Source organism: Phyllobacterium lublinensis (genome assembly GCF_020164435.1).
GTDB classification, from domain to species: Bacteria; Pseudomonadota; Alphaproteobacteria; order Rhizobiales; family Rhizobiaceae; genus Phyllobacterium; species Phyllobacterium lublinensis.
In genome coordinates this window covers 248089-273001 of sequence record NZ_JAIUDQ010000001.1, presented here as the reverse complement: position 1 = coordinate 273001, position 24913 = coordinate 248089, and the positions used below count along the sequence as shown (strand labels likewise).

At 59.7% G+C, this 24913-nt stretch carries 23 protein-coding genes; 12 read left to right on the top strand and 11 right to left on the bottom strand.

Annotated features, from left to right (window positions below; all coding sequences use genetic code 11):
• Positions 1 to 3: 3 nt before the first annotated feature.
• Together alaS and recA are read right to left on the bottom strand one after the other, a co-directional pair.
• Complete coding sequence (alaS, locus tag K9U38_RS01285) at positions 4 to 2664, bottom strand: alanine--tRNA ligase (RefSeq protein WP_224492525.1); 2661 nt, start codon at positions 2662 to 2664, stop codon at positions 4 to 6.
• 293 nt (positions 2665 to 2957) lie between these two features.
• Positions 2958 to 4049, bottom strand: coding sequence for a recombinase RecA (gene recA, locus K9U38_RS01280; RefSeq protein ID WP_224492524.1), 1092 nt, complete (start codon positions 4047 to 4049; stop codon positions 2958 to 2960).
• Between the two features lie 310 nt (positions 4050 to 4359).
• Here recA and K9U38_RS01275 point away from each other — a divergent pair, with 310 nt between their 5' ends.
• Both K9U38_RS01275 and K9U38_RS01270 read left to right on the top strand, forming a co-directional pair.
• On the top strand, positions 4360 to 5310 hold the full coding sequence (locus K9U38_RS01275) for a carbohydrate kinase family protein (protein WP_224492523.1): 951 nt from the start codon (positions 4360 to 4362) through the stop codon (positions 5308 to 5310).
• An 18-nt stretch (positions 5311 to 5328) separates the two neighbouring features.
• Positions 5329 to 6258 carry a pseudouridine-5'-phosphate glycosidase gene (locus K9U38_RS01270; RefSeq protein WP_224492522.1) on the top strand — a complete coding sequence of 310 codons (930 nt, stop codon included), beginning with the start codon at positions 5329 to 5331 and terminating at the stop codon, positions 6256 to 6258.
• Positions 6259 to 6430: 172 nt separating this feature from the next.
• On the opposite strand, the gene K9U38_RS01265 is transcribed toward K9U38_RS01270, so the two are convergent.
• From K9U38_RS01265 to K9U38_RS01255, 3 genes are all read right to left on the bottom strand, one after another.
• Positions 6431 to 7081 (bottom strand): YiaD family glycine zipper/OmpA-like lipoprotein, encoded by a 651-nt coding sequence (locus K9U38_RS01265; RefSeq protein WP_224492521.1) that lies wholly within the window; start codon positions 7079 to 7081, stop codon positions 6431 to 6433.
• 167 nt (positions 7082 to 7248) lie between these two features.
• The gene (locus K9U38_RS01260; RefSeq protein ID WP_224492520.1) at positions 7249 to 7485 is read right to left on the bottom strand and encodes a hypothetical protein; all 237 of its coding nucleotides are present in this window, start codon (positions 7483 to 7485) and stop codon (positions 7249 to 7251) included.
• Between the two features lie 367 nt (positions 7486 to 7852).
• Entirely contained in the window at positions 7853 to 8548 is a 696-nt protein-coding gene (locus K9U38_RS01255) for an ArsR/SmtB family transcription factor (RefSeq protein WP_224492519.1), read from the bottom strand.
• A gap of 132 nt (positions 8549 to 8680) precedes the next feature.
• On the opposite strand from K9U38_RS01255, the gene K9U38_RS01250 reads away from it, so the two are divergent.
• Both K9U38_RS01250 and K9U38_RS01245 read left to right on the top strand, forming a co-directional pair.
• Positions 8681 to 9010, top strand: coding sequence for an NIPSNAP family protein (locus tag K9U38_RS01250; protein WP_224492518.1), 330 nt, complete (start codon positions 8681 to 8683; stop codon positions 9008 to 9010).
• The gene (locus K9U38_RS01245; RefSeq protein WP_224492517.1) at positions 9007 to 9354 is read left to right on the top strand and encodes an antibiotic biosynthesis monooxygenase family protein; all 348 of its coding nucleotides are present in this window, start codon (positions 9007 to 9009) and stop codon (positions 9352 to 9354) included. The genes K9U38_RS01250 and K9U38_RS01245 overlap by 4 nt, the downstream gene beginning before the upstream one ends.
• Here the strand turns inward: K9U38_RS01245 and K9U38_RS01240 are convergent.
• On the bottom strand, positions 9342 to 9488 hold the full coding sequence (locus K9U38_RS01240) for a hypothetical protein (protein WP_224492516.1): 147 nt from the start codon (positions 9486 to 9488) through the stop codon (positions 9342 to 9344). The genes K9U38_RS01245 and K9U38_RS01240 overlap by 13 nt on opposite strands.
• Before the next feature lie 241 nt (positions 9489 to 9729).
• Positions 9730 to 10713, bottom strand: a complete 984-nt coding sequence (gene mbfA / locus K9U38_RS01235) for an iron exporter MbfA (protein WP_224492515.1) — start codon at positions 10711 to 10713, stop codon at positions 9730 to 9732.
• A gap of 148 nt (positions 10714 to 10861) precedes the next feature.
• Here mbfA and K9U38_RS01230 point away from each other — a divergent pair, with 148 nt between their 5' ends.
• A complete protein-coding gene (locus K9U38_RS01230; protein WP_224492514.1) occupies positions 10862 to 11479 on the top strand; it encodes a LysE family translocator in 618 nt (205 codons plus the stop codon).
• 142 nt (positions 11480 to 11621) lie between these two features.
• Positions 11622 to 12590 (top strand): cysteine synthase A, encoded by a 969-nt coding sequence (gene cysK / locus K9U38_RS01225; protein WP_224492513.1) that lies wholly within the window; start codon positions 11622 to 11624, stop codon positions 12588 to 12590.
• A gap of 298 nt (positions 12591 to 12888) precedes the next feature.
• Here cysK and cckA read toward each other — a convergent pair whose 3' ends face one another.
• Complete coding sequence (gene cckA / locus K9U38_RS01220) at positions 12889 to 15486, bottom strand: cell cycle histidine kinase CckA (RefSeq protein WP_224492512.1); 2598 nt, start codon at positions 15484 to 15486, stop codon at positions 12889 to 12891.
• Positions 15487 to 16049: 563 nt separating this feature from the next.
• Here cckA and K9U38_RS01215 point away from each other — a divergent pair.
• Positions 16050 to 17177 carry a flagellar biosynthetic protein FliO gene (locus tag K9U38_RS01215; RefSeq protein WP_224492511.1) on the top strand — a complete coding sequence of 376 codons (1128 nt, stop codon included), beginning with the start codon at positions 16050 to 16052 and terminating at the stop codon, positions 17175 to 17177.
• Positions 17178 to 17241: 64 nt separating this feature from the next.
• On the opposite strand, the gene dksA is transcribed toward K9U38_RS01215, so the two are convergent.
• Positions 17242 to 17658, bottom strand: coding sequence for an RNA polymerase-binding protein DksA (dksA, locus tag K9U38_RS01210; protein WP_027231664.1), 417 nt, complete (start codon positions 17656 to 17658; stop codon positions 17242 to 17244).
• Between the two features lie 760 nt (positions 17659 to 18418).
• On the opposite strand from dksA, the gene K9U38_RS01205 reads away from it, so the two are divergent.
• The 4 genes from K9U38_RS01205 to K9U38_RS01190 all read left to right on the top strand — a co-directional run bounded on the left by K9U38_RS01205 (position 18419) and on the right by K9U38_RS01190 (position 22221).
• Positions 18419 to 18946: a SixA phosphatase family protein gene (locus tag K9U38_RS01205; protein WP_224492510.1), complete on the top strand. Its 528-nt coding sequence runs from the start codon at positions 18419 to 18421 to the stop codon at positions 18944 to 18946.
• A 78-nt stretch (positions 18947 to 19024) separates the two neighbouring features.
• The gene (locus K9U38_RS01200; RefSeq protein WP_224492509.1) at positions 19025 to 20488 is read left to right on the top strand and encodes a YcjX family GTP-binding protein; all 1464 of its coding nucleotides are present in this window, start codon (positions 19025 to 19027) and stop codon (positions 20486 to 20488) included.
• Positions 20485 to 21552 carry a YcjF family protein gene (locus K9U38_RS01195; protein ID WP_224492508.1) on the top strand — a complete coding sequence of 356 codons (1068 nt, stop codon included), beginning with the start codon at positions 20485 to 20487 and terminating at the stop codon, positions 21550 to 21552. Before K9U38_RS01200 ends, K9U38_RS01195 begins: the two co-directional genes overlap by 4 nt.
• A gap of 132 nt (positions 21553 to 21684) precedes the next feature.
• Entirely contained in the window at positions 21685 to 22221 is a 537-nt protein-coding gene (locus K9U38_RS01190) for a hypothetical protein (protein ID WP_224492507.1), read from the top strand.
• Positions 22222 to 22797: 576 nt separating this feature from the next.
• Here K9U38_RS01190 and folK read toward each other — a convergent pair.
• Positions 22798 to 23304: a 2-amino-4-hydroxy-6-hydroxymethyldihydropteridine diphosphokinase gene (folK, locus tag K9U38_RS01185; RefSeq protein WP_224492506.1), complete on the bottom strand. Its 507-nt coding sequence runs from the start codon at positions 23302 to 23304 to the stop codon at positions 22798 to 22800.
• 8 nt (positions 23305 to 23312) lie between these two features.
• The gene (gene folP, locus K9U38_RS01180) at positions 23313 to 24152 is read right to left on the bottom strand and encodes a dihydropteroate synthase (protein WP_224492505.1); all 840 of its coding nucleotides are present in this window, start codon (positions 24150 to 24152) and stop codon (positions 23313 to 23315) included.
• 130 nt (positions 24153 to 24282) lie between these two features.
• Between folP and K9U38_RS01175 the strand changes: the two genes are divergently transcribed.
• Entirely contained in the window at positions 24283 to 24900 is a 618-nt protein-coding gene (locus tag K9U38_RS01175) for a DUF922 domain-containing Zn-dependent protease (RefSeq protein WP_224492504.1), read from the top strand.
• Positions 24901 to 24913 lie beyond the last annotated feature (13 nt).

Sequence of the window (24913 nt, the reverse complement as noted above, 5' to 3'; positions counted from 1 at the left end):
GTACTAGCCCGCAATCGCCTCGCGTACGGCGGTAACGGCTTCTTCGGCTTTTGAGCCATCCGGGCCGCCCGCCTGCGCCATATCGGGCCGACCGCCACCGCCGGCCCCGCCAAGGGCTGCCGAAGCGACACGCACGAGATCGACCGCGCTGAACTTGCCGACAAGATCGTCGGTGACGCCGACCACTGCGCTTGCCTTGCCGTCATCGGCCACGCCAATAAAGGTAACGACGCCGGAGCCGACTGTCTTCTTCGCATCGTCTGCCAGCGGCTTCAGATCGCGCGGATTGACGCCGGAGACCACCTTGCCTATGAAGCCGACACCATTGACGGTTTCGGACTGTGCGCCGCCCGCAGCCGAACCGCCACCGAGGGCAAGCTGCTTGCGGGCTTCGGTGAGTTCGCGTTCAAGCTTGCGGCGTTCATCGACCAGCGCCGTAACGCGCGAGAGCGCATCGGCCGGCGTCGATTTCAATACGCCGGCGATCGCCTTGACGCGGTCGTCCTGCTCCTCAAGGTAACGGCGGGCAGCCTCACCTGTCAGTGCCTCAAGCCGGCGCACACCGGCCGCCACCGCGCCTTCCGAGACAACGCGGATCAGGCCGATATCGCCGGTGGCGCGGACATGCGTACCGCCGCAGAGTTCTGTCGAGTAGCTCTTGCCGGTCTTGTCGCCATGCAGTGCGGTACCCATGGAAACAACGCGCACCTCGTCGCCATATTTCTCGCCAAACAGCGCCATGGCACCTTCGGCAATGGCATCGTCGACGGCCATCAAACGTGTCGTCACCGGTGCATTCTGCAGGACGATCTCGTTGGCGAGATCTTCGATCACGGCAAGCTCCTTGTCCGAAATGGGCTTCGGGTGCGAAAAGTCGAACCGCAGCCTGTCAGGCGCCACAAGCGAGCCCTTCTGCGCCACATGGGTGCCCAATGTTTCGCGCAAGGCTTCATGCAGGAGATGCGTAGCCGAATGGTTGGAGCGGATGCGGGTGCGGCGCACGCTGTCAACCCTCAGCTCGACGGCAGCATCCAACTTGGCTGTGCCCTTGGTCACCTTGCCGATGTGGACGAAGACGCCATCATTCTTTTTCTGCGTGTCAGTGATCGCGACGCTGAAACCCTCACCGGAGATGATACCAGTGTCGCCCTGCTGTCCGCCGGATTCGCCATAGAATGGCGTCTGGTTGACGACGATGGCGACATCGGATCCCTCCGCGGCACTTGTTACCAGCTTGCCGTCCTGCACGAGGGCGGTAATGACGCCCTCCGCCTTTTCAGTCTCGTAGCCAAGGAAATCGGTTGCGCCCACCTTGTCGCGTACGGAGAACCACACGGTTTCCGTGGCTGCGTCACCGGAGCCCGCCCAGCTGGCGCGTGCCTCGGCTTTCTGCCGTTCCATCGCAGCGTCAAAACCGTCGGTATCGACGGCGATGCCGCGCTGGCGCAGCGCATCCTGCGTCAGGTCGAGCGGGAAGCCATAGGTATCGTAGAGCTTGAATGCGGTTTCGCCGTCGAGCTTGTCGCCCTCGCCCAAGGTCTCCGTGGCTTCGCCAAGCAGGCCGAGGCCACGCTCCAGTGTCTTGCGGAAGCGCGTTTCCTCCAGCTTCAATGTTTCGGAAATCAGCGACTCGGCCCGGATCAGTTCCGGATAGGCCTGGCCCATCTCACGCACGAGTGCTGGCAGCAGGCGCCACATCAGCGGCTCCTTTGCACCAAGCAGCTGCGCGTGCCGCATGGCGCGGCGCATGATGCGGCGCAACACATAGCCGCGCCCTTCATTGGAAGGCAGCACGCCGTCGGCGATCAGGAAGCTCGAAGAACGCAAGTGATCGGCAATGACCCGGTGGCTGGCGCGGAACTTGCCTTCGGCCTTGACGCCCGTCGCCTCTTCCGAGGCATGGATCAGCGTCTGGAACAGGTCGATATCGTAATTGTCATGTTTGCCCTGCAGGACCGCGGCAAGACGCTCCAGGCCCATGCCCGTATCGATGGACGGGCGCGGCAGGTCGATGCGCTGCTCTTTCGTCACCTGCTCGAACTGCATGAAGACCAGATTCCATATCTCGATGAAGCGGTCGCCATCTTCGTCGGCGCTGCCGGGAGGGCCGCCCCAGATGCTTTCGCCGTGATCATAGAAGATTTCCGAACAGGGACCGCACGGACCGGTATCACCCATCGCCCAGAAATTATCGCTTGTGGCGATACGGATAATCCGCTCTTCCGGAAGGCCGGCAATCTTCTTCCAGAATCCGGCGGCCGCATCGTCGGTATGATAGACGGTGACTGTGAGCTTGTCCTTGGGGAGGCCGAACTCCTTGGTGATCAGGTTCCAGGCGAGCGATATCGCCTCTTCCTTGAAATAATCACCAAAGGAGAAATTGCCGAGCATCTCGAAGAAGGTGTGATGACGGGCGGTATAACCGACATTGTCGAGATCATTGTGCTTGCCGCCTGCACGCACGCACTTCTGCGATGTCGTAGCGCGGTTATAGGGGCGCTGTTCGATACCGGTAAACACATTCTTGAACTGGACCATGCCCGCATTGGTGAACATCAGCGTCGGGTCATTGCGCGGCACCAGCGGGCTTGACGCCACGATCTCATGGCCGTTCTTCTTGAAATAGTTCAGAAATGTCGACCGAATCTCGTTGACGCCACTCATGTTTCTTGCCTCTGACTTCTTTTATCCAAAGCGGAATTGGCCCTATGCCGGAGCAAAAAGGCGGAACGCAACGCTTGTAGCGAGGCGGTTGCAAACTGTCCAGAAAATCCGGGTGGTTTGGATATGCTCTACCGGTATCAACGCTGGCTATCGAAGCACGCATGGCGGCTGTGCGTCGTTCGACAAGCTCACCATGATGGGAACGGGACCGGAAGCTGCCCAAAGCAAAACCCGCAGCCAGATCCTGGATGCGGGTTTGATGTCAAAAACCTGAAACGACCCTTGCCAGGTGATCAGCCTTCGGCGGCGTCAGGGCCATCATCCTCGATGTCGTCAGGCCCCTTGTCCAGCATTTGCTCGGCAATAAGGCCGGCATTCTGGCGCAGCGCCAGCTCGATCTCATTGGCGACCTCCGGATTTTCTTTGAGGAAGAGCTTCGCATTGTCGCGGCCCTGACCGAGACGCTGTGAATTGTAGGAAAACCAGGAACCGGATTTCTCCACGATGCCCGCCTTGACGCCGAGATCAACCAGCTCACCCGTCTTGGAAACCCCTTCGCCGTACATGATGTCGAACTCTACCTGCTTGAAGGGCGGCGCAAGCTTGTTCTTGACGACCTTGACACGCGTCTGGTTGCCAACGACCTCATCGCGCTCCTTCAGCGATCCGATACGGCGGATATCGAGACGCACGGACGCATAGAATTTCAGCGCATTGCCACCGGTCGTGGTTTCGGGCGAACCGAACATCACACCGATCTTCATGCGGATCTGGTTGATGAAGATGACCATGCAGTTTGAACGCGAAATGGACGCGGTCAGCTTGCGAAGCGCCTGGCTCATCAGCCGCGCCTGCAGCCCCGGCAGCGAATCGCCCATTTCGCCCTCGATTTCGGCACGGGGCGTCAGCGCGGCAACCGAGTCGACGACAAGCACATCGATGGCACCGGAACGCACCAGCGTATCGGTGATCTCCAGCGCCTGCTCGCCCGTATCGGGCTGCGAGATCAGCAGATTTTCAAGGTCGACACCCAGCTTGCGGGCATAGACGGGATCAAGCGCATGTTCGGCATCGACAAAGGCGCAGATACCGCCCTTCTTCTGCGCCTCGGCAATGGTATGCAGGGCAAGCGTCGTCTTGCCCGAGCTTTCCGGCCCGTAAATTTCCACGATGCGGCCCTTCGGCAAACCGCCGACGCCAAGGGCGATATCCAGTGACAGCGAGCCTGTCGGGACCGTTTCGATCTCCACCACCTGCTCATTGCGGCCAAGCCGCATGATCGAGCCCTTACCAAAGGCCCTCTCGATCTGGGACAATGCCGCATCCAGAGCTTTCGTTTTATCCACTGAATTACCCTCAACCAACCGCAAAGAATTTTGAGCCATGTTACACTACCCCTGTGCTATCCATGAAGTACGGATGTTCCTCTATATGAACTTATTTGTATCTGTTTTGTTCTTGTTTGGCAACAGCCATAACCCATTGTAAAACCACAATATCTGAAAAATGTTGCCAAAATGTTCTTGTCGTCGGGATGATATGCCGCAGACGCCGTTCCGGCGCGAATCTGCGGCGGCGAAGCAGCAGCCGCGCGCGGTGGTTCGAATCGGTTGCGCGATTGCGTCTCCCTACCGGGCGTTCTACAGAAACCCAGGCGCAAGCCTCGACGTGAATTGACCGGACAGCAAATCAATCATGACCCAAGCCCACAAACCGCTGCTCTTTGCCGTTGGCGGCGCTCATCTCGACCGGCGCGGCCAGAGCAGCGTGCCCTTCGTGCCGGGCGCGTCGAACCCGGGCATCATGCGGGAGGAACCGGGTGGCGGGGTGTTCAACGCGCTGCGGCTCGTCGTACAGCGCGGGGTGGCGGCCGAGATCCTTTCGGTGCGCGGCGGCGACCGGATCGGCGACCTCATTGGCGATGCCATCCACAAGGCCGGCATCAAGGACGGATCGGCTGTCTATATGGACCGTGCAACGCCGAGCTATACCGCCATCCTCGACGAACACGGCGATGTGGTCGCAGGAATTGCCGACATGGAGCTTTATGACGTTGCACTGCCGCGGCAATTGCTGCGGCGGAAGGTGCGCGATGCAATCGCCGCCGCCGATGCCGTCTTCTGCGACGCAAACCTGCCTTCCGAGGCGCTGCAACGGGTCGCGGGTCTGGCTGGAATGCGCCCACTGTTTGCGCTGGCGATTTCGCCTGCGAAGGTTGAGAGGCTGCGGCCCATCTTCAGCAATCTCACCTGCCTGTTCATGAACCGGCGCGAAGCACGGGCGCTGACGGGTCTGGGGCCGGATGCACCGCTGCACGACCTCCATTTGGCTTTGCGGGCACTGGAACTGCGCGGCGTCGTTGTCAGCAATGGCGGCCATGTCACCCTCGCCTTTTCCGGCGACGAAGCACTTGCCATCCAGCCACCGGCAGTTGATGGCATTGCCGATGTGACCGGCGCCGGTGATGCGCTGGCCGGGGGCACCATCGCCGCGCTGATGCGCGGCAACACATTTCAAGCGGCCGTGAGAGAAGGCATGGCCGCGTCGATGCTGACGTTGCAGACCCACTCCGCAAGTCCGCGTTTCTCGCCATCGGAATTCGACCATGCATTAGAGTGCATTCCAGCTGCTGTGCCGCTTAGCTGAAAGACAAAGGAAACGATCATGACAGCCATGTCCCTCAATCCGTTCACCGACATAGCCCCCGAAGTGAGCCAAGCGCTGGATCAAGGCAAGCCGGTCGTTGCACTGGAAAGCACGATCATCACCCACGGCATGCCCTATCCGGCCAACAGCCGCATGGCAGCGGATGTCGAAGCCATCATCATCGAGGAAGGTGCTGTCCCCGCGACCATCGCGATCGTCAACGGCCGGCTGAAGATTGGGCTCTCGGCCCCGGAACGTGAAGCGCTGGCGCAGGTCACGGGCGCGATGAAACTGTCGCGCGCCGACCTTGCCTTTGCCCTCTCGGAAGGCCGCACCGGCGGCACCACGGTTGCCGCGACCATGCTGGCCGCGCACCTTGCCGGCATCAGGGTCTTCGCAACCGGCGGTATTGGCGGCGTTCACAAGGGCGCGGAGCAAAGCTTCGATATTTCCGCCGACCTGGAGGAGCTTGGCCGCACCCCTGTCATCGTCGTATCAGCCGGCGCAAAGGCGATTCTGGATATCGAGAAAACACTGGAAGTGCTTGAAACCAAAGGCGTCCCTGTCGTCGTCCATGGCTCGGATGTGCTGCCCGCCTTCTGGTCGCGCCAGTCACCGGTGAAAGCGCCGCTACGGCTCGATAGTGCTGAGGCCATAGCCCGCTTCCAGGCCGCGCGCGATGCCATTGGCGTTGTTGGCGGCATGCTGATCGCCAACCCGATCCCCGAAGCCAGCGAAATTCCGGCACAGATCATGGAGGGGCATATTCGCGAAGCCGTTGCCCGCGCCACAAAAAATGGCGTCACCGGCAAGGCCGTGACGCCGTTTCTTCTTGCCGAAATGCTCGACATCACCAAGGGCGAAAGCCTTAAGGCGAACATCGCCCTCGTCGAGAACAATGCCCGGCTGGCAGCACGCATTGCCATTGCCCTGCATGGACTCAGGTAAAAGTGACAAGATGACGATGCTGGCAAACGTGGCCGGCAGTGCTGCCATGCGCCCTTCGACAAGCTCTGGATGAAAAAGGTGAGTAATTGCAGGGCGCCAAATTCTGCCAGGATTATCATTGCAGTCCACATCCTCGGCGCGAATGCTGTCAAATTCGCGCCTCCGTTGCGGCCTAGGTGAGCGGCGCGATCGAAATCTCGACGCGGCGGTTTTGGGCACGGCCGGCCTCGGTGGCATTGGTCGCGACAGGCTGCGTCGGGCCATAGCCCTGGACGGCAAAGCGGCGATTGTCGATGCCCTGCTGCGTCAGGTAGTTGGATACTGAAAGCGCACGCCGCTCTGAGAGGAGCTGGTTGTGTTGCAGGCTGCCGGTGGAGTCCGTATGGCCGGCTACATCGACTGTGGTCTGGTCAAACTTGCGCAGGACGATGGCAACCGAATTCAGTGTCTCGAAGAACTGCGGCTTCACCTGATCCTGATCGGTATTGAAAGTGATGTTGGATGGCATGTTGAGGATGATCCGGTCGCCACTGCGCGTGACCGAGACGCCGGTGCCCTGCAACTGCGCGCGCAGCTCCGATTCCTGGCGATCCATGTAGTTGCCGATGGCGCCGCCGCTGAGCGCTCCGATACCGGCGCCGATGAGCGCGTTACGGCGATCATTGCCGCCCGCCAGCATGCCCAGACCGGCCCCTGCCAGCGCGCCGAGCGCGACACCGCCAGCAGTGTTCGACACCTTTTGCTGGCCGGTATAGGGATCGGTCGTCGTGCAGCCGGCAAGGAAGGTAGCTGCAAGGCAGCTGATGGCAAGTTTCTTCATCATGGAATCAGGTCCCCGGTTGGATGTTGACGGGAATATACAAGCGATTCGGGCAAAAGAAGGGAGAGGAAAATCTAGAACAACGCCGCGCTTTTCATGTCCACGCAACTCAGCAGCGACGTTCATCGACGTGCCCCCAACGTTGCCGGGCAGACAAAACCCAGTTAGCGCTAAAGCAGCTTCATGAGCGTTGCCAGAGCACCGAATCCGACGGTCATCATCACGCCGAGGCGAAGTGTCAGCGCGAGCGTTTGCGTTGTTATCGCCGCCGTCAAGTCGGACTTGGTAACCAGTTCGGACACGATGAAATCCCTCGCAGCTACGGCGTGAGCCTCTGCGTGCTGCTGGTCGATGCCGCCGGCACGCAACCTTTTCGAATAACCAGGCGTATCAAAAGCGATTGCCATCGTCATGTGCTTTCTAATCAAGATGACGGGTAGATTCTCACAGTTCCTTCAATCATTTCAATTCGACTTTTGACTCATTTTCTCAAGTTTGTTCAAAATTTACTGACCCGTCGAATAACCTGAATTCGTTCACCCGGCATGTATAAATAACGACGCACGCGTGGAATACGAATCAGTTGGTCCTGTACGTGGTTCGACAAGCGCACCATGAGGGATGTGGGTGGTTGGCATTTGACAGATTCGGCACGCTTCATTGCAGTTCACGACATCCTCATGGTGAACTTCATCATAACGAGCCTATCGAGCTACGAACCACGCACAGGGCACCTTCAACGGTATTGGTGCCCCGTCTGCCGTTCTTGACCCACTATGAATAGCGCACGCCAAAGGTCTCGCGCAGATGTCTGTGGCCGTTTGGCGTGACGGAGACGGCGCGCGTACCCTCGATGCGTCTGATCCAGCCATGGTTGAAGCAGTGGGCGCACAGTGCCGCGCCTATGGCGCCCGCCAGATGGGGGCGACGCTCGCTCCAGTCGAGGCACGGCCGGCACAGGATGCGGCCGCGCTTGGCGGCCGCCGCCTTGATGTCCACGCCCGCGCGGTCGAACAGGGCGAGACCGCTATCGGTAACCTCGCCGGCATCGAGGCCGAGTTCAATATGACCGGCATCGATCAGCGCATCGGTGATCGATACCCCGAGATGGCCCGCCAGGTGGTCATAACAGGTGCGCCCTGCCCTCAGCGCCATGTCGCGCGGACCGGTGCGGAGTTGTCTGACGACCGCTTCTGGCGCGGCGATGCGCATGATGCTTTCGATCATCTGCGCCACGGCCGGCGATGCAAGCCGGTGGTAGCGATGGCGACCCTGTTTCTCGACGAGAAGCAGTCCGGCCTCGGTCATTTTCGTCAGATGACTGCTCGCCGTCTGTGCCGTGATACCGGCAAGCCGCGCGAGTTCCGTTGCTGTCAGCGCACGGCCATCCATCAGACCGTTGAGCATGCTGGCACGGCCCGGATCACCGGCCAACGCCGCTATTTCCGCAAATCTTGCATTGTTCGACATGATAGATTCCGTGGTTTTCGTCTGGCCGGATTGTCCTGCAACCCGCAGGAGAATGCTTCGGAATTGGTCGAAGTATCAAGCCGCGCTTGCGGGCTATACCGGGATCATTCGAATTGCAAAGGAGTGACCACCATGACCATTACGTGCTTCATCCAGTACGACATCGATCCCTACCAGAAGGAGGCATTCGAGGAGTATGCCCGCAACTGGAACGAGGCTATCCCGCGCTGCGGTGCTGATCTGATTGGTTACTATGCACCGCATGAAGGTTCGGCGACACTGGCCTATGCGGCCTATAACATCGAGAGCTTGGCCGCCTATGAAGCCTACCGCGCCCGGCTGAAAGCTGACCCCGTGGGCAGGGCCAATTATGAATTTGCCAGGGAGAAACGGTTCATCCGCCGCGAGGACCGCACCTTCCTGCACCTTGTGACGGGCAAGAACGGAGGATTGATACGATGATTGCAGTGATCTTTGAGGTGGAGCCTGCCGAGGGACGCAGCAAGGACTATTTTGACAGGGCAGCGGACCTGCGGCCACTGCTTGAGACAATGGATGGCTTTATTTCGGTGGAACGGTTCCGCAGCCTTGCCAACGAGAACCGCTATTTGTCCCTGTCGTTCTGGCGCGACGAAGCGTCAGTGGCGGCTTGGCGCCAGACCGAGGAACATCGCATGGCCCAACGCGACGGCCGAGCCGGGATCTTTGCCGATTACCGGTTGAGGATTGCGTCCGTTGTGCGTGACTATGGGTTGCGCGCCCGTGATCAGGCTCCGCTTGATGCGCAGGCCTTTCATGATGCCTGAACGCCATGGCCGTGATTGCGCTGGGCACAGGCCGGACCGGGACCACGCATATAATGGCGTTCTGGCCGGTAGCTCGGTACAACGAATTCACGGACAATGCGGAGCGTATCGCGCAGCTGGATCATCATGTTCATCATTTCGGGTCTCGTAGTTCTGGCTTACCGGGCGAGCCGATAGCTATTAATTAGCTAAAATTTAACTCATAAAGATGAACACCTCCTGAACGCCGTTGGTTAAAATCAGATGAATTCATGAAAAATTAGCTTTAACCAGTTGGGCAGGAAGGGTTTTTCACCACGAAAATGGCAGTGACAGGCAAGGCTTTAGCGGGCTTCAAACGGATTGTATTGACGATGCGCTGCCATGAAATTTTCCTCAGGCATTCCCGATCAGAATGCCGGTCGCCAGCACCAGGCTGCCGCCGAGCACGACCTGGATCGCCGCCCGGAAGAACGGCGTCTCCATGTAGCGGTGCTGGATGTAGGCGATGGCCCACAACTCGACGAAGACAACAAGTGCGGCAATTGTGGTTGCCGTCCAGAAGTCGGGTATGAGGTAAGGAAGCGCATGTCCGAGGCCGCCGATGGCTGTCATCAGGCCGTTGGCAAGACCCCGTTTGAGCGGTGAACCACGGCCTGACAATTTGCCGTCATCATGGGCTGCTTCCGTGAAGCCCATGGATATGCCTGCCCCGAGGGAGGCGGAGAGGCCCACCAGGAATGTCTGCCACGTATCCTGCGTGGCGAAGGCAGCAGCGAATATTGGCGCAAGAGTCGAGACTGAACCATCCATCAACCCGGCAAGTCCGGGCTGGACATAAGTCAGGATGAACTGCCGGCGTTCGGTCTGCTTCTCGGCCTCCTGCACATTGTCCGGTGTATGCTTCACACCGAGCCGATGCGCGAGCGATTCGTGTGCCTTCTCGGCAATGGCAAGGTCGCCGAGCAGCTTGCGCGTTGAAGCATCGCTCACGAGTTTCACCGCTTCCGAATAGAAACGGTAGGCCTCGTCCTCCATCTTCTCTGCCATTTCGCGCACCTTGCCGATACCGAGGGGTCGAACCAGCCAATCGGGCTTGCGTTCGAGATAGCCGCGCACATGTTCCCTGCGGATCAGCGGGATCTGGCTGCCGAAACGCGCCTGGTGGAGGTCGATCAACGTCTGGCGGTGACTGTTCTCCTCCTCTGCCATGTCTTCGAATACCCTGGCGCTTTGTGGGAAATCCTCGCGCAACCCGTCCGCATAGGCGAGATAGATCCGCGCGTCGTCCTCCTCCGACGAAATGGCGAGCGCGAGGATTTGCTGTTCGGAGAGGGACGCAAGGTCGTAGTGGCGGTGACCGAAGAAGCGGCTGAACATGATATCACCCAAGATTTAGAATAGTTCTAAACTATATCGCCTGAACACTGCATTCAAGACCGGTCGCCCGAGTTTTGTCCCATGGACAGAAATCGCGCACAGGAGTATCGTCCGCCTCCGCTTACCCTCCATTAATTCGAGTTTCGTCATGACACTTGCCGGTTTCGTTGCCTATTCGGGTGCACTTGCCATTGCTGCCGCCATCCCGGGACCGGGCGTAACGGCCCTTGTCGCGCGGGCACTTGGCTCGGGGTTCCGCTCCTCGCTGTTCATGTCGATCGGTCTCATCATCGGCGACCTTACCTATCTGACCGCAGTGGTGCTCGGCCTCGCAATGGTGGCACAGACCTTCGGGACGGTTTTCCTGGTGGTCAAATGGGCAGGTGTCGCCTACCTCGCCTATCTCGCGTGGGGATTGTGGACGTCCGGCATTTCGGCGGAAAAGATCGAAGCAAAGCAAAGCCGGGGCGGCGCATTATCGGCGGTGCTCGCTGGTCTCGCGGTGACGCTTGGCAATCCGAAAACAATGCTCTTCTACATTGCATTGACGCCAACGCTGGTTGACCTTCATACGATCACGCTTGCCGACTATTCGATCCTGGCCACACTCACCGTCCTGGTATTGCTGATCGTGCTGGTGCCCTACCTGGCATTGGCAGCAAAGGCGCGCGGACTTCTCGCCTCGCCGCGGGCTTTGAAACGGCTCAACCGGACGGCGGCCGCCTTCATGGCCGGCGCCGCACTGGCGATTGCAGGGCGCAGCTAACTTAGATTTCCATACTATCCATTCGGAGACGTTAGTAGATTTTTCTAACAGGTCGACGGTTTGCGGATGGCTTCGACTATGAATTTTCAGATGGGGCCCATAAGATCGGCTCACGACGCAATCCAGCATTGGGAGAATATTCATGAGCGATAACGTGCGCAAACCGGGCCGTGGCCGCATCTACAATTCCATAGTGGACACGATTGGCGATACGCCGCTTATCCGCCTTGATAAATTGGCAAAGGAGAAGGGTGTCGGCGCAAATCTTCTGGCCAAGCTCGAATTCTTCAATCCCATTGCCAGCGTCAAGGACCGTATCGGCGTGGCGTTGATCGAAGCGCTCGAAGCCCAGGGCAAGGCAACGCCCGGCAAGACCACGCTTGTCGAGCCGACCTCCGGCAATACCGGCATTGCCCTCGCCTTCGCTGCTGCTGCGAAGGGTTACCGCCTGATCCTGACGATGCCCGAAACCATGTCCGTCGAACGCCGCAAGATGCTGAAGCTGCTGGGCGCCGAACTCGTCCTGACTGAAGGCGCAAAGGGCATGAAGGGTGCGATCGCCAAGGCCAACGAGCTTGTCGAGACGACACCGGATGCGATCATTCCCGGCCAGTTCGACAACCCTGCCAACCCCGAGATTCATCGCCGGACCACCGCCGAGGAAATCTGGAACGACACGAACGGCAAGGTCGACATCTTTGTTGCCGGCATCGGCACCGGCGGCACCATTACCGGCGTCGGCCAGGTATTGAAGCAGCGCAATCCGAACGTGAGGATCATTGCAGTCGAGCCGAAGGATTCGCCAGTGCTTTCGGGAGGCAACCCCGGCCCGCACAAGATCCAGGGCATCGGCGCCGGGTTTGCACCCGCGGTTCTAGACACGCACATCTATGATGAGGTCATCCAGGTCTCGAACGAAGATTCCTTCGCCAATGCCCGTCTCGTGGCGCGGCTGGAAGGCGTTCCCGTCGGCATTTCCTCGGGCGCGGCGCTGACGGCTGCCATAGAGATTGGCAGCCGGCCTGAAAACAAGGGCAAGAACCTTGTTGTCGTCATTCCCTCCTTCGCCGAGCGCTATCTGTCCACCCTGCTGTTCGAGGGATTGGAATAGGCACTGCGGTACATGGCCATTGCTTTCCGGTATTCCTCGCCTGTTCACGCTAGGGTGCGGACGAGGAATTCACTGGACTGGCCGTAGCGCTGTGCATGGGTCGACAAGCTCACCATGAGGGATATGGTGGGCTGCACCGATGACCGGACGCGTTGCGAAGGGCAGCGGCGCGGGGCCGCCCGTCTGGACCCTGCAATGCAGGAGTGCTGCCGAACTGGCCCCGACAACCACGCCACATCCCTCATGGTGAGCTTGTCGAACCACGCACTTCAGCGAAAGCCAGCAAATTCAGCCCGAGCTACTCGCTCTCCAGCATTTCCTTGACCGCAGTTGCCAGCTGCTTCAACGAGAATGGCTTTGGCAGGAAGCCAAACTTGGCATCTTCCGGCAGGTTTCTGGCAAAGGCATCCTCCGCATAGCCGGACACAAAGATGAACTTGATATCTCCGTATTCCTTGCGGAGTTCGCGCAGGAGTGTCGGACCATCCATTTCGGGCATGACGACATCGGAGACGATGATGTCAACCTTGCCGTCCAGTTCCTTCATGATCTCCAGGGCCTCGACGCCGCTTGATGCTTCGTGGACGGTATAGCCGCGTGACTGCAGCGCGCGCAGCCCGCCCATGCGGACGGCGTCCTCATCCTCGACCAGGAGGACGGTTGCAGAACCGGAGAGATCGGTGGCCTTTTCCGTCTTCTTCTCCTTCTTCGGCGTTTCGGCCACGACGGCTTCGCCATCGGGGCTAAGGACCTGAGCCTGCTTTTCCTCCACGAAACGCGGCAGGAAAATGCGGAATGTCGTGCCTTTTCCAAGCTCCGACTCGGCATGGATCGAACCGCCGGTCTGCTTGATGATACCATAAACCATTGACAGGCCGAGACCCGTGCCCTTTCCCACTTCCTTGGTCGTGAAGAATGGCTCGAAGATCTTCTCGATCACCTCCGGCGTCATGCCGGTGCCCGTGTCGGCTACTTCCACCAACACATAGTCGCCTGGCACCAGATCCCGGTAATTGAGTTCGGCGCTCTCATCGGCGTTCATGTTGCGAGTGCGGATGATGAGGTCTCCGCCTTCGGGCATCGCGTCACGGGCATTGACCGTGAGGTTGACCACGACCTGTTCGAATTGACCGAGATCGGCGCGTACGGGCCACAGATCACGGCCATGCTCGATCTTGAGATTGACCTGGGTGCCGGCGAGTCGCGTCAACAGCATGCGCACGTCGGCAATCACGTCGGTCAGATTGAGGATTTCAGGCCGCAAGGTCTGACGGCGTGAGAATGCCAGGAGCTGGCGCACAAGCGAAGCGGCGCGGTTGGCATTCTGCTTGATGTTCATGATGTCGGCGAAGGATGGGTCCGATGCGCGATGATTGGTCAACAGCAGGTCGGACGACATGATGATCGCCGTAAGCACGTTGTTGAAGTCATGGGCGATGCCGCCGGCGAGCTGTCCGACGGCCTGCATCTTCTGGCTTTGCGCCATGGTGGCTTCCAGCGCCTTCTGTTCCGTGGTCTCGACCACGGACACGATGGCTGCCTCTTCTGCGCCATCTTCCGAACCGGCATCGAAGACCGGACTTATGTAGAAGCGCAGGTGCCGTTCCTCGTTGCCAGGGATCACCGTGTCGACGGGCGAAATCTCCGCCTGGCCGGCAAAGGCCGCCGCAAGCGCACGGTCGAACGCCTCGCGATCGCGCTCGTGCACAACCGTTTCCAGCGGGATGCGCCGGTCGATGTCGTCGCGGTCGACCACCGGCGAGAACAGGCCGAGGAATCGCGCATTGGTGCGCAGGATCTTGCCGGTCGCATCGACGGCGGCAATCGCCATCGATGCCGAGTTGAAGAAGCGCGTGAACCGCACCTCCGCTGCACGCAGCGCCGCGGAGGTGTCCTCGCCCTCGGCGCGGTTGAGCACAATGGTGCGCGTTGGCCCACGCCTGCCATCCCGTTGCGCTTGCACCCGGTGATAGAAGCGCACAGCAAGGCTCTGGCCGTTGGCCTTGGCAAGATCAAGGTCGATGACCGTGTTGCGGCTGGTACCGGGCTCGGTCTTGACGGCATTGATCAAGGCCATGCCATTGCCGGCCACGATATCGCGAACCATCATCGATCCCGGCGTGAACCGCGTCAGGTCAACGCCTAGCCATTCGGCGAGGGTCGCATTGATATAGATGATGCGGCCGTCGGGATCGGCTGAGAAAAAGCCGGCCGGGGCATGATCGAGATGGTCAATGGCCTCCTGAATATCCTGGAAATAACGCTCCTGTTCGGCGCGCTCGGCGGAAATATCGGCGATCTGCCAGGCGTAGACCGGCGCGGTCTGATCGGGGATGCCTGCGACCGGCCGCGCTTTCACCCGGTACCACGTGGGGACGGGTTCGCGAGACGGATCGAGTGGCCGAGACAGACGCAACTCCTCCTGGCCTGAAACCCCGTCGCGCACCGCATTGGCGAGACGATAGATCGGGTCGGATGCGGCCGCTTCACCGGACAGAATATGTTCGATCGCCCGCACATCGTTGGAATTGGTTACGCCGGTCAGCTCGGCATAGGCCCTGTTCGCATAGACGATCCGGCCCTTCTGATCCGCCACGACCGTACCTTCGGGCAAGGTATCGACAAAGGCGCGCGTGAGCTCGTCGCTGGTTCCGCGCGGGGTAAACTGGATGACATTGATAGCCGACCCGAACAGGTAGAACACGCCCGTCATGGCGAGCGTGCCGAGAAGTCCGAGGAGGAATTGCTGCCCGAGCTGGTCACGATAGATGAAATAGAGGATCGAAACGCCGACCAGCAACACACCGAGAATGACCAGCCGTAGACCGGCCCTGTTCGATTTCGTGTTGGCGATGATCGGTTCCGGATAAAGATCGCTATTCGTATCTTGAGACATGCGTCTCAAACCCCTTTTTTCTTCATCATCGCCACGCATCGAGCATGTGCAGACTTTTACCGAATCGTTTGGATCATATCTTTGCGGCCGTATAAACCCCATCCTTTGTCTGGCGCCGGGTATTCCACCATTCCGTTCGACAATTGCCCGTTTCGGACGTTGCCGCATCTGATCAGTGGCCATTCCGCCATCAGGGTTGCGGCTTACATTCGCAAGCATCAGGGCCAAGACCCATTGATACGGTCGACAATGGCGCTCGAAACGGCAAAAAGATGCGAGGAGAGCTGAGATGGTCGGGGCGTTCTCCCGGCCGAGCAGCTCGACATTGCAGCTTGCAGCCGTTTCGGCGTCCGCAGGATATGGTCTTTTCGTTCGGCTACTGTGTCGCAAAGACTTGAAAATGAACCACATTTCCATCGTCTTTGCTCCTTGTATCCAAACGAAAAGCCTCATACCATTTCGACCAGATCAATGGGCCTTGGCCCTCGTGTCACACAAAGTAATGCTCCGAAGCCCGTGTCGGGTAACAAGTTTCGGGCTTGGTTCCCAAAGGAGAGTTCTTCATGAACGCTTGGCTGGCCACACTTGTTGGCGACACCGCTGCCCCCATCGTGGGGTTTATCCTGCTGTTCCTTCTGGTGATTGCGCTCCTCTTGGTCGTATTCGCTGTCCTGCGACGGGTGACAGGCGGAACTTTCGTTGCCGGCGGCCGCAACCGGCAGGTACGGCTGTCGGTCACCGACGCGGCAGCGGTTGATAGCCGGCGCCGGCTTGTGCTCGTCCGTCGCGACGACGTCGAGCATCTCATCCTTATCGGCGGCCCGAGCGACGTGGTGATCGAGCAGAATATTCGCCAATTCGCCAAACAGCATCCGCGGGTCGAACCGGCCGCGGCCGAGCATGAACCAAAGCACACCAATGGCGCCCCGGAAGTGCCACGCGTCCAGCAGCCAGCAGCGCCAGCTGCAGCGGAGCGGGCAGCACCGGCCGCTGCGCCGCGACCAACGCCGCCCGCCCAGGCTCCGGCACCGCGGCCGGCGCCCGCCGCTCAATCTCAGGCGCCACAAATTCCGCTCCGCTCGGCACAGCCGCACCCGGTTTCACCGCCAAGGGATCTGCGCCTCGCCGAGCCTCCAAAACACGCCCAGCCGCCCGCGCCAGCACCGATACCGGAAACCGGGGCGCAAGCAGCAGCGGCTGCGGCTCCCGCCGCCTCGGCGCCCGTCGCCTCGCCAGCCGCAGCAGCACCGGTGGTCGCCGCCGTCGCGGCAACTGCCGCAGCCCAGGACACCGCAAATGGATGGCAGCGAACGGCCTCACCTTCGTTCGGCACCCCGCGGCGGAGCGAACCACCTGTCTACATGCCTGCTCTGGACCGCGAGGCGCCAGTGGAAGCCCGGACGACAACGGCTGCAGCCTTTCCCTTTGCGGTCCGCAACGAAGGATCGCCGGCAGCAAAGGAAACGGCGACGGCAACAAAGGAACCAGCGCTTGATATTCTAGGACCTCCGGAGCCGGTGGAGCCGGAAGTCTCGTTGGGCGACATGGATTTCGAGGATGCCTTCGACAGCACTTCCGAGGGCGAACTCCATATTGCACCCGGCAACGGCGAAAAGCCAAAAAAGGCCGACAGCATCGAAGACGAGATGGAGCGCCTGCTGGGAGACCTTTCCAGTCCGGACAAGCGCTGATCGGCTCGTGCAGAAATGAAAAAGGCCCGGAAAACCGGGCCTTTTCTAATTCGCTGCTGTCTGCTCAGTCGTCGCGATACACCTTCTCGCGCCGTTCGTGACGTTCCTGAGCTTCAATTGACAAGGTCGCGATAGGACGTGCATCCAGACGCTTGAGGCTGATCGGATCGCCCGTCTCTTCGCAGAATCCGTAAGTCCCGTCGTCGATGCGCTGCAACGCAGCATCAATTTTGGAGATCAGCTTGCGCTGGCGGTCACGAGCGCGCAGTTCGATCGCGCGGTCGGTCTCAGAAGATGCACGATCTGCAATATCCGGCAGGTTCGCGTTTTCCTGCTGCAGGATTTCAAGCGTTTCACGCGCTTCCCGCAGAATGTCGTTTTTCCAGTTGATGAGTTTTTCACGAAAATAGGATTTCTGCCGATCACTCATGAAGGGCTCGTCATCCGTGGGCTTGTAGTCAAGATCGATCAGTTCATTCATCTTTGAATCACCCTGCACCTATGAGACGCGAGGAGGCCTATATAGGTCCTGTCACAGAGCCACACAACTACAAAAAGACATGTAAATCAAAGAAAGAGGCCCACGAAATCTGCTCAATTTTGCGGCAAATCCCGCGACATTTCTCGATTTTCTGAACCGAAAGATGAGGAAAAGCGCTCTATTTCTGATATTTTCTAGTTCCAACGCACTACTACCAGTTGTACCTGCCTTGCTAAACCGCACAGCGCACAGAATTTTCTCATGGGGGTTTTGCACAATAATTTGATGAATTTTGCCGTCTGTTGCCCAGATTCACCGACCATTTGTGTCTTTTTGCGAAGCATGACACCTTATCTAGGGCACGTTATCCAGGATACCGACTCAGTGGAGTTAGAGCCTTTCATGATTACACGAAGTCATTCTGTTTCTCGTTTGGGGCGGCGGAAGGATGCGAAGCTCGATGTGGTGCATTGGGCGAGCGGCCTGACGCCGTGGGCGCCCGCCAAACGGAAACCCAGCCGTTGGTTTGCAGATGCAAACCAGCAAGCTGTTAAACCCGCTGATCGAATTATCCGCGTTTCTCCTAAACGCGGTTCGATCAGAGGGCCGGGCCGGTTTGGGCCAAATCCTTCGGTCTCCGGCTCGTCCGGGCGGCCAGCCCGGCCTTCGCCGCAACCCTCGACCCCCGGGTCCAGCCGTCGGCTGGCCCGAGGACAGGCCAAGTCCCAAACCATCACCGGCAGAATGATTCCGGGTAACCATGAAAGGCTCTAAGATGAGCCAGGTATTTTTGCTTCGTCATGCCAAAGCGGTGTGGCCCTCTCCGGGCCAGAAAGACTTCGACAGGACGCTGGATACTGTCGGCATCGATGATGCCCGCATTCTGGGGCAGGAACTGCGGCGATCCGGCCTGAAACCGGAGATCGTCATCTGTTCAACGGCAATTCGCGCGCGCCAGACGCTCGAATATCTCGATCTCGAGCCTCCGTTTGTTCTCGAACAATCCGAGAAGCTCTTTTCGGGCGGACCGGATGCCTATCTCATGACCATACGCATGGCCGGGCTCGAACATGACAAGGCAAACTCCGTGATGCTGGTCGGCCATAATCCCATGATGGAGGATCTGGCCATCGCACTTGCCGGGCGCGGCCAGCCGCCATCCCACCCTGATTTGCAGTCCGGTTTCCCGACTGCCGGCCTTGCCGTCATCCAATTCGATGACCCGCTTGCCGAAATCCGCACCGGGACAGGGACGTTGCAGGCGTTCTTCGCATCCGCACATCATTGATCCACCAAATTTCTTGCCTTTGCTACGGCGGGCCCCCAAATGGGCTGGGCCAATGAGTCATTGCAACGGGAACGTAGATTGGGAACACTGACGACACTCACCGACGAAGCGAAGATCGCACTGGACACACTGGCGGACCGGACAAGTGCGCTGGTCTCCCCCTCGCTCCGGCTCGGCGTTACCGGCCTGTCACGCGCCGGAAAGACCGTCTTCATAACCGCATTCGTACACAACCTGATTCACGGTGGACGGCTCCCGATGTTCCAGGCGCAAAAATCCGGCCGTATCGCCCGCGCCTACCTGGAAGAGCAGCCGGACGATGCGGTCCCGCGCTTTCAGTATGAAGACCACCTCAAATCCCTGATCGACGAGCGCATCTGGCCGGATTCGACGCGGGCCATTTCGGAGCTTCGCCTCACAATCGAATATGAGTCCGCCTCGATGTGGAACCGCGTATTTTCCGGTGGCAAGCTCTCCGTCGATATCGTCGACTATCCGGGCGAATGGCTTCTTGACCTGCCGCTCCTCGGCAAATCCTATGCGGAGTTCTCCAAGGATTCGTTCGAGCTGGCAGAACTCGCGAGCCATCGCGACCTGGCGGTGGATTGGCTGCAGGCAGCAGGAAGTGCCTATGCGGACGCCCCTGCCGACGAGATGACCGCGCAGCGCCTCGCCAGGAGCTTTACCGATTACCTCCGGGCCGGCAAGGCGGACGAGCGTGCCCTGTCGACACTGCCGCCCGGCCGCTTCCTGATGCCAGGCGATCTGGACGGCTCGCCTGCTCTGACCTTTGCGCCGTTACCGGGCATGGGGAAAGGCAAGCTCCGGCCGGGTTCGCTTGCTGCAATGATGGAAAGGCGCTACGAAGCCTACAAGACCCATGTGGTGAAGCCGTTCTTCCGCGAACATATCGCCCGGCTCGACCGGCAGATCGTGCTCGTCGATGCCATGCAGGCAATGAACGCCGGACCTGCGGCCGTTGCCGACCTTGAACGGGCATTGACCGAGATCCTTTCCTGTTTTCGCCCGGGAAGCACCAACTTCCTGACAGGCCTCGTGCAGCGGCGCATCAGCCGCATACTCGTGGCCGCGACCAAGGCCGACCATCTGCATCACGAGAGCCATGACAGGCTGCAGGCTATCGTCCGCCGCCTGGTCGACCGGGCGCTCAGCCGCGCTGATTTTTCCGGCGCGAGCGTTGACGTGCTGGCCATGGCAGCGGTTCGTACGACCCGTGAGGCGACGGTAACCCAAGGCAAGGAGACGTTGCCGGTCATCGTGGGAACGCCGCTAAAGGGCGAGACAATTGATGGTGAGCGGTTCGACGGCAAGACGGAAACCGCCATATTTCCCGGAGACTTACCGGAAAAACCGGATTCAATATTTGAACTGTCGGAATCGGTATCCGAAGACCCGGCCATCCGCTTTGTTCGCTTCAGGCCGCCCCGGCTGGAAAAGACCGCCGAAGGCTTCACACTGTCGTTGCCGCATATCAGGCTCGATCGCGCACTACAATTCCTCATTGGAGATCGCCTCGCATGACGGACATCCGCAAACCTGCAGCATTTCGACTGGAACCGCAGGAGCCGGCCGCGAAGAAGAGCGGCCCTGCCGCAACGGCCCGTCGGCCCGCCGCGATCAAGGATGCCGCTATCATAGTGCCTGCAGCAATCGATGTTTTCGATGATGTCGCAGAAGTGGCAGACGAACTTGACGCGCTGACCCCGCCGCCTGCGCTTGTGCAAAAAAGGCGGTTTTCCTTTGCGTCCCTGCTGACCGGGGCGTTGGGGATCCTGATCTCGCTTGCCGTGGGACTATGGGCAGACAACCTCATCCGCACGCTGTTCGAACGTGCTCCCTGGCTGGGCTGGCTGGCGCTGGCCGTCACGATCCTCGCATTTTTTGCCCTGGTCGCCATCGTCATCAGGGAAGGACTTGCCTTGCGCCGCCTCGCCTCCGTACAAAACCTGCGCGAGGAGGCAGCCAAGGCAGCGGTCACCAATGATGTCCGCGCCGCAAAGGCGGCGGTCGGCAAACTTGTTGCCATTGCGGCGACCCTGCCCGCGACAGCCAAGGGCCGCGCGCTGCTCCATGACCTGCGCGACGATGTCATCGATGGCCGCGACCTGATCCGGCTCGGTGAGACCGAGCTGCTGCGTCCGCTCGACCGGCAGGCGCGCGACATGATCCTTGCCGCTTCCAAACGCGTCTCCATCGTTACTGCCGTCAGCCCGCGCGCGCTGGTCGATATCGGATATGTGGTATTCGAGTCAGCGCGCCTCATCCGGCGTCTTTCCGAACTTTACGGCGGCAGGCCGGGAACACTGGGCTTCCTGCGGCTTACCCGTAACGTCATCGCACATCTCGCCGTAACCGGGACTGTGGCGATGGGCGACAGCATCATCCAGCAACTCGTGGGCCATGGCCTGGCAGCGAGGCTGTCTGCACGGCTTGGCGAAGGCGTGATCAACGGACTGATGACAGCCCGCATCGGCATCTCGGCGATGGACCTGGTCCGCCCCTTCCAGTTCAATGCCGAAAGGCGTCCGGGAATCGGCGATTTCATCGGAGATCTGGCCCGCGTAGGCGGCATCAAGAAGCAATAAGTCGTTCTGTCGGCTCCAGGGGTTGCAATTTCCTTCAGAGCAAGATTTGCGTCATTGACAACTATCCGTTAACCATTCGGGCCCCATGATTGCTCCGAGTGCCATTCCAATGATTTGTGTTGAGTCTTGTCGATGAAAAGAAGCGCAGCAGCCGCCGCCCTATCCCTGTTCGCCTGCGCGCTTTTTGCGCTGCCGGCGCAAGCCAGGGACAAGGATGCCGATTTTTTCCAGACCATCGAGGGCCAATGGGTTGGCCCCGGTGAGATCGTTGCCGGCAAGTACAAGGGCACCAAGTTCACCTGTACGCTCGACGGCACGACACCCGAACAGAAGGCCGGCATGACACTGGATGGAAGCTGCCGCGTGGGTATCTTCAACCAGCCTATGAAGGCAACCGTTGTACGTGCCGGCAACAGCTACAAGGGCAGCTTCCTCGACGGCTCTGCCGGCAAGGGTCTCGATATCACCGGCGGCAATGTTTCCGGTGACCGGGTCGTCCTTGCCATCAGCCGCAAGCAGCTAAGCGGTGCGATGCAGGCGAAGTTCACCGGCCAGAACAGCATGAACGTCACCATTTCTGTGCGTCTCGAGGATCAACTGATCCCCGTTGTCGGCATGACGTTGAAGCGGGTTGACGCGACCGCCATCGGCAGTATCGCGAAGAACTGACATTTTCGTTTCCAAGGATCTGGCGGATCAAAGCACCACGTTAACTTTAACGTGGCTGCTAGAAAATGCGTTGCGACGTGATATCATCGACTTGGAGTGAGGGCGAGCAACCGCCCGCCCCCTTTCCTCATAATATGAATTGAACCCTGAGCGTGACTTGCCAGCCAGTCCGGGTTCTTTTCATTATGAGGGTGATGCAAAACGGAAATCTCCGCATCGATCACCTCCAAGGTTGAAGGCAAGGCTGTTGCCGCAGTCGGGTAGCCCATTCTCCCGACGCACCGGCTGGTGGTCGATTCCGACATTTGCACAGCGGCCGAGCAGGCAAATGTCGGAATCAAAGACCACCAGCTAGCCAAATATTCCAGTGGCGCCTTGAATTTGACATTCGCTTCACCCGTGTGATGTGAAAGGAATGCGAATGTCAAATTCGCCCCACTGGGCACGCTGCATGCTGCTTCGCCCTCAAACCCCTTTGCATGTTTGATGCGTCCGTCATTTATCGCGGGGTTGAGGCACGAACGCCACGAACGCGCAGTTGCAAGCGGTGGCAACTTGATCGGAGTTGCGGGTTGCCTAGGGCGCGCGCCACCAGCCAGTATCGTCGGTAGCCCTTTCAATGCCCGAGCGGTCGCAAAGGGCGGACCATTGCGCGACGCTTTTTCCGTCGACGACGAGTTGCGGCGCAATATCGGCAAGCGGGACTATGACAAAGGCCCGCTCGGTCATGCGTGGATGGGGCAGCTCCAATGTCGGGCTTTCGAACGTCTCCTCGCCCTCGTAGGCCAGGACATCAATGTCGATGATACGCGGCCCCCAGCGCTCGAGCCGCTCACGCTTCAGGCGTTTCTCGATATCAAGACAGGTGGCAAGCAAGGCTTCCGGTCCGAGTAAAGTTTCGACTTCCGCGCATGCGTTGTGAAACCAGTCCTGATCGGTCTTGCCCCATGGCGGGGTCTTGTAGACGGAAGACACTGCCACGACGCGCGTATCACTACGCCTGTGCAGGGTGCGCAGTGCCTTCCCCATCGATGCAACGGGATCGCCGATATTGCCCCCAAGCCCAAGCCAGGCCTTGCGCATGGACACGCTCAACCGCGCCGCCTGCGTGCGTTGAGCATGGCATCGGCCAAGGCAAGGGCGCTGCGGTTCATCGCGACGTCATGCACCCGGAAAATATCCGCGCCGGCCAGCCGCAGGAGTGCAGACGACGCCGATGTCGCGACATCCCGCTGCTCGGCCTCGCCGCCCGACGTCGCCCCGAGGAAACGTTTGCGGGATGTTCCAACGAGGAAAGGATAACCAAACGCCGAAAGCTCCGCGAACCTGTCCATCAATGCAATGTTCTCCGCCGTGTCCTTGGCAAAGCCGAAGCCGGGATCGAGCACTATCCGGTCGCGGGTGACACCTGCAACCTTGGCGATTTCCAGCGACCGATTGAGAAATGCGAATTGATCGGCGATCACATCGGGATCGCGCTCGCGCTCGCGCCCCGTATGCATGATGACGAGGCCGGCACCGGTCTCCACTGCAAGGTCGGCGATGGCCGGCTCGCGCTGCACACCCCAGACGTCGTTGACAATGTGTGCCCCCGCCGCGACGGCAAGGCGGGCCGTCTCCTCGCGATAGGTATCGACGGAAATGATGATATCGGTTTCTCTGACCAGCGCTTCGATGACCGGCAATACGCGGGATTGCTCGACGGCCGGTTCGACCCGCGTTGCACCCGGACGTGTCGATTCGCCGCCCACATCGATGATCGATGCACCTTCAGCGATCATTTTCCGTGCGCCTGCCAGCGCCTGATCGAGCGCGTAGTGGACGCCGCCGTCCGAAAAAGAATCCGGTGTAACATTGAGAACGCCCATGATCAGCGCTTGATCTCCCAATGTCAGAGACCGGCCATGTGCCAGCTTCCATTCCCTTTGCATTGGTGCGCTCCTTGACATCACAGATCCCTATCCTGTTTTTGATCAGTTCGTGTGCGACGTCAATTCATCCGCAATGTTTTTGACGATAGTGTCAGGATCAGGCAGACTTGGCTGAAAGGGAAAGTACATAATGCATATTCTTGCCAGGGCTGTAGCGTTCGCCACTCTCTTTCTGGTTGCCGCCTCCGCCGCCAACGCAGCGACTGTGTTGCGAAAGTACGAGTATTTCGTGTTGAACGGCCGCACGGCCGCCGATCTCGACCGCGAACTCTATCGCCGTGGCCCCCTGCTGCAAAGAACAGGCCAGCGTCATCCCGGCATGACGAAAATGCGCTTTGAAAACAGGATAAAGTATGGCTCCAACGGCAGCAGCTGCCGCGTTGTCGACGCCACCATCACGGTTCACGCGCATGTCTACCTGCCACGCTGGAAGCAGAGGCGCACCGCCAATCCGGACCTCGCCATCGTGTGGGACACGCTGTCATCCGATATCAAGCGTCATGAAGAAAGCCACATCTCGATAGCACGCACGGCGGCCGGCGACATGGAGCGCCGCATAAAGGCTCTGCCCTGGCGCAAGGATTGCGCGGCCATGAAGGCCGACATCGACGCACTGACTGCGAAACTGATGCTGGAGCATGACGTCGCGCAAGTGCAGTTCGACAAGGTCGAGGCGATCAATTTCGATGACAGGTTTGGACGCCTGCTGACGTTCCGCATCATCCGCGAGTTCGGAAAGAACCCCTGAAGGACGACAACGC

Bases quoted from the DNA above. Each gene is read 5' to 3' on its own strand.
- alaS (WP_224492525.1), bottom strand. From the start codon at position 2,664: ATGAGTGGCGTCAACGAGATTCGGTCGACATTTCTGAACTATTTCAAG.
- recA (WP_224492524.1), bottom strand. From the start codon at position 4,049: ATGGCTCAAAATTCTTTGCGGTTGGTTGAGGGTAATTCAGTGGATAAA.
- K9U38_RS01275 (WP_224492523.1), top strand. From the start codon at position 4,360: ATGACCCAAGCCCACAAACCGCTGCTCTTTGCCGTTGGCGGCGCTCAT.
- K9U38_RS01270 (WP_224492522.1), top strand. From the start codon at position 5,329: ATGACAGCCATGTCCCTCAATCCGTTCACCGACATAGCCCCCGAAGTG.
- K9U38_RS01265 (WP_224492521.1), bottom strand. From the start codon at position 7,081: ATGATGAAGAAACTTGCCATCAGCTGCCTTGCAGCTACCTTCCTTGCC.
- K9U38_RS01260 (WP_224492520.1), bottom strand. From the start codon at position 7,485: ATGGCAATCGCTTTTGATACGCCTGGTTATTCGAAAAGGTTGCGTGCC.
- K9U38_RS01255 (WP_224492519.1), bottom strand. From the start codon at position 8,548: ATGTCGAACAATGCAAGATTTGCGGAAATAGCGGCGTTGGCCGGTGAT.
- K9U38_RS01250 (WP_224492518.1), top strand. From the start codon at position 8,681: ATGACCATTACGTGCTTCATCCAGTACGACATCGATCCCTACCAGAAG.
- K9U38_RS01245 (WP_224492517.1), top strand. From the start codon at position 9,007: ATGATTGCAGTGATCTTTGAGGTGGAGCCTGCCGAGGGACGCAGCAAG.
- K9U38_RS01240 (WP_224492516.1), bottom strand. From the start codon at position 9,488: ATGAACATGATGATCCAGCTGCGCGATACGCTCCGCATTGTCCGTGAA.
- mbfA (WP_224492515.1), bottom strand. From the start codon at position 10,713: ATGTTCAGCCGCTTCTTCGGTCACCGCCACTACGACCTTGCGTCCCTC.
- K9U38_RS01230 (WP_224492514.1), top strand. From the start codon at position 10,862: ATGACACTTGCCGGTTTCGTTGCCTATTCGGGTGCACTTGCCATTGCT.
- cysK (WP_224492513.1), top strand. From the start codon at position 11,622: ATGAGCGATAACGTGCGCAAACCGGGCCGTGGCCGCATCTACAATTCC.
- cckA (WP_224492512.1), bottom strand. From the start codon at position 15,486: ATGTCTCAAGATACGAATAGCGATCTTTATCCGGAACCGATCATCGCC.
- K9U38_RS01215 (WP_224492511.1), top strand. From the start codon at position 16,050: ATGAACGCTTGGCTGGCCACACTTGTTGGCGACACCGCTGCCCCCATC.
- dksA (WP_027231664.1), bottom strand. From the start codon at position 17,658: ATGAATGAACTGATCGATCTTGACTACAAGCCCACGGATGACGAGCCC.
- K9U38_RS01205 (WP_224492510.1), top strand. From the start codon at position 18,419: ATGAAAGGCTCTAAGATGAGCCAGGTATTTTTGCTTCGTCATGCCAAA.
- K9U38_RS01195 (WP_224492508.1), top strand. From the start codon at position 20,485: ATGACGGACATCCGCAAACCTGCAGCATTTCGACTGGAACCGCAGGAG.
- K9U38_RS01190 (WP_224492507.1), top strand. From the start codon at position 21,685: ATGAAAAGAAGCGCAGCAGCCGCCGCCCTATCCCTGTTCGCCTGCGCG.
- folK (WP_224492506.1), bottom strand. From the start codon at position 23,304: ATGCGCAAGGCCTGGCTTGGGCTTGGGGGCAATATCGGCGATCCCGTT.
- folP (WP_224492505.1), bottom strand. From the start codon at position 24,152: ATGCAAAGGGAATGGAAGCTGGCACATGGCCGGTCTCTGACATTGGGA.
- K9U38_RS01175 (WP_224492504.1), top strand. From the start codon at position 24,283: ATGCATATTCTTGCCAGGGCTGTAGCGTTCGCCACTCTCTTTCTGGTT.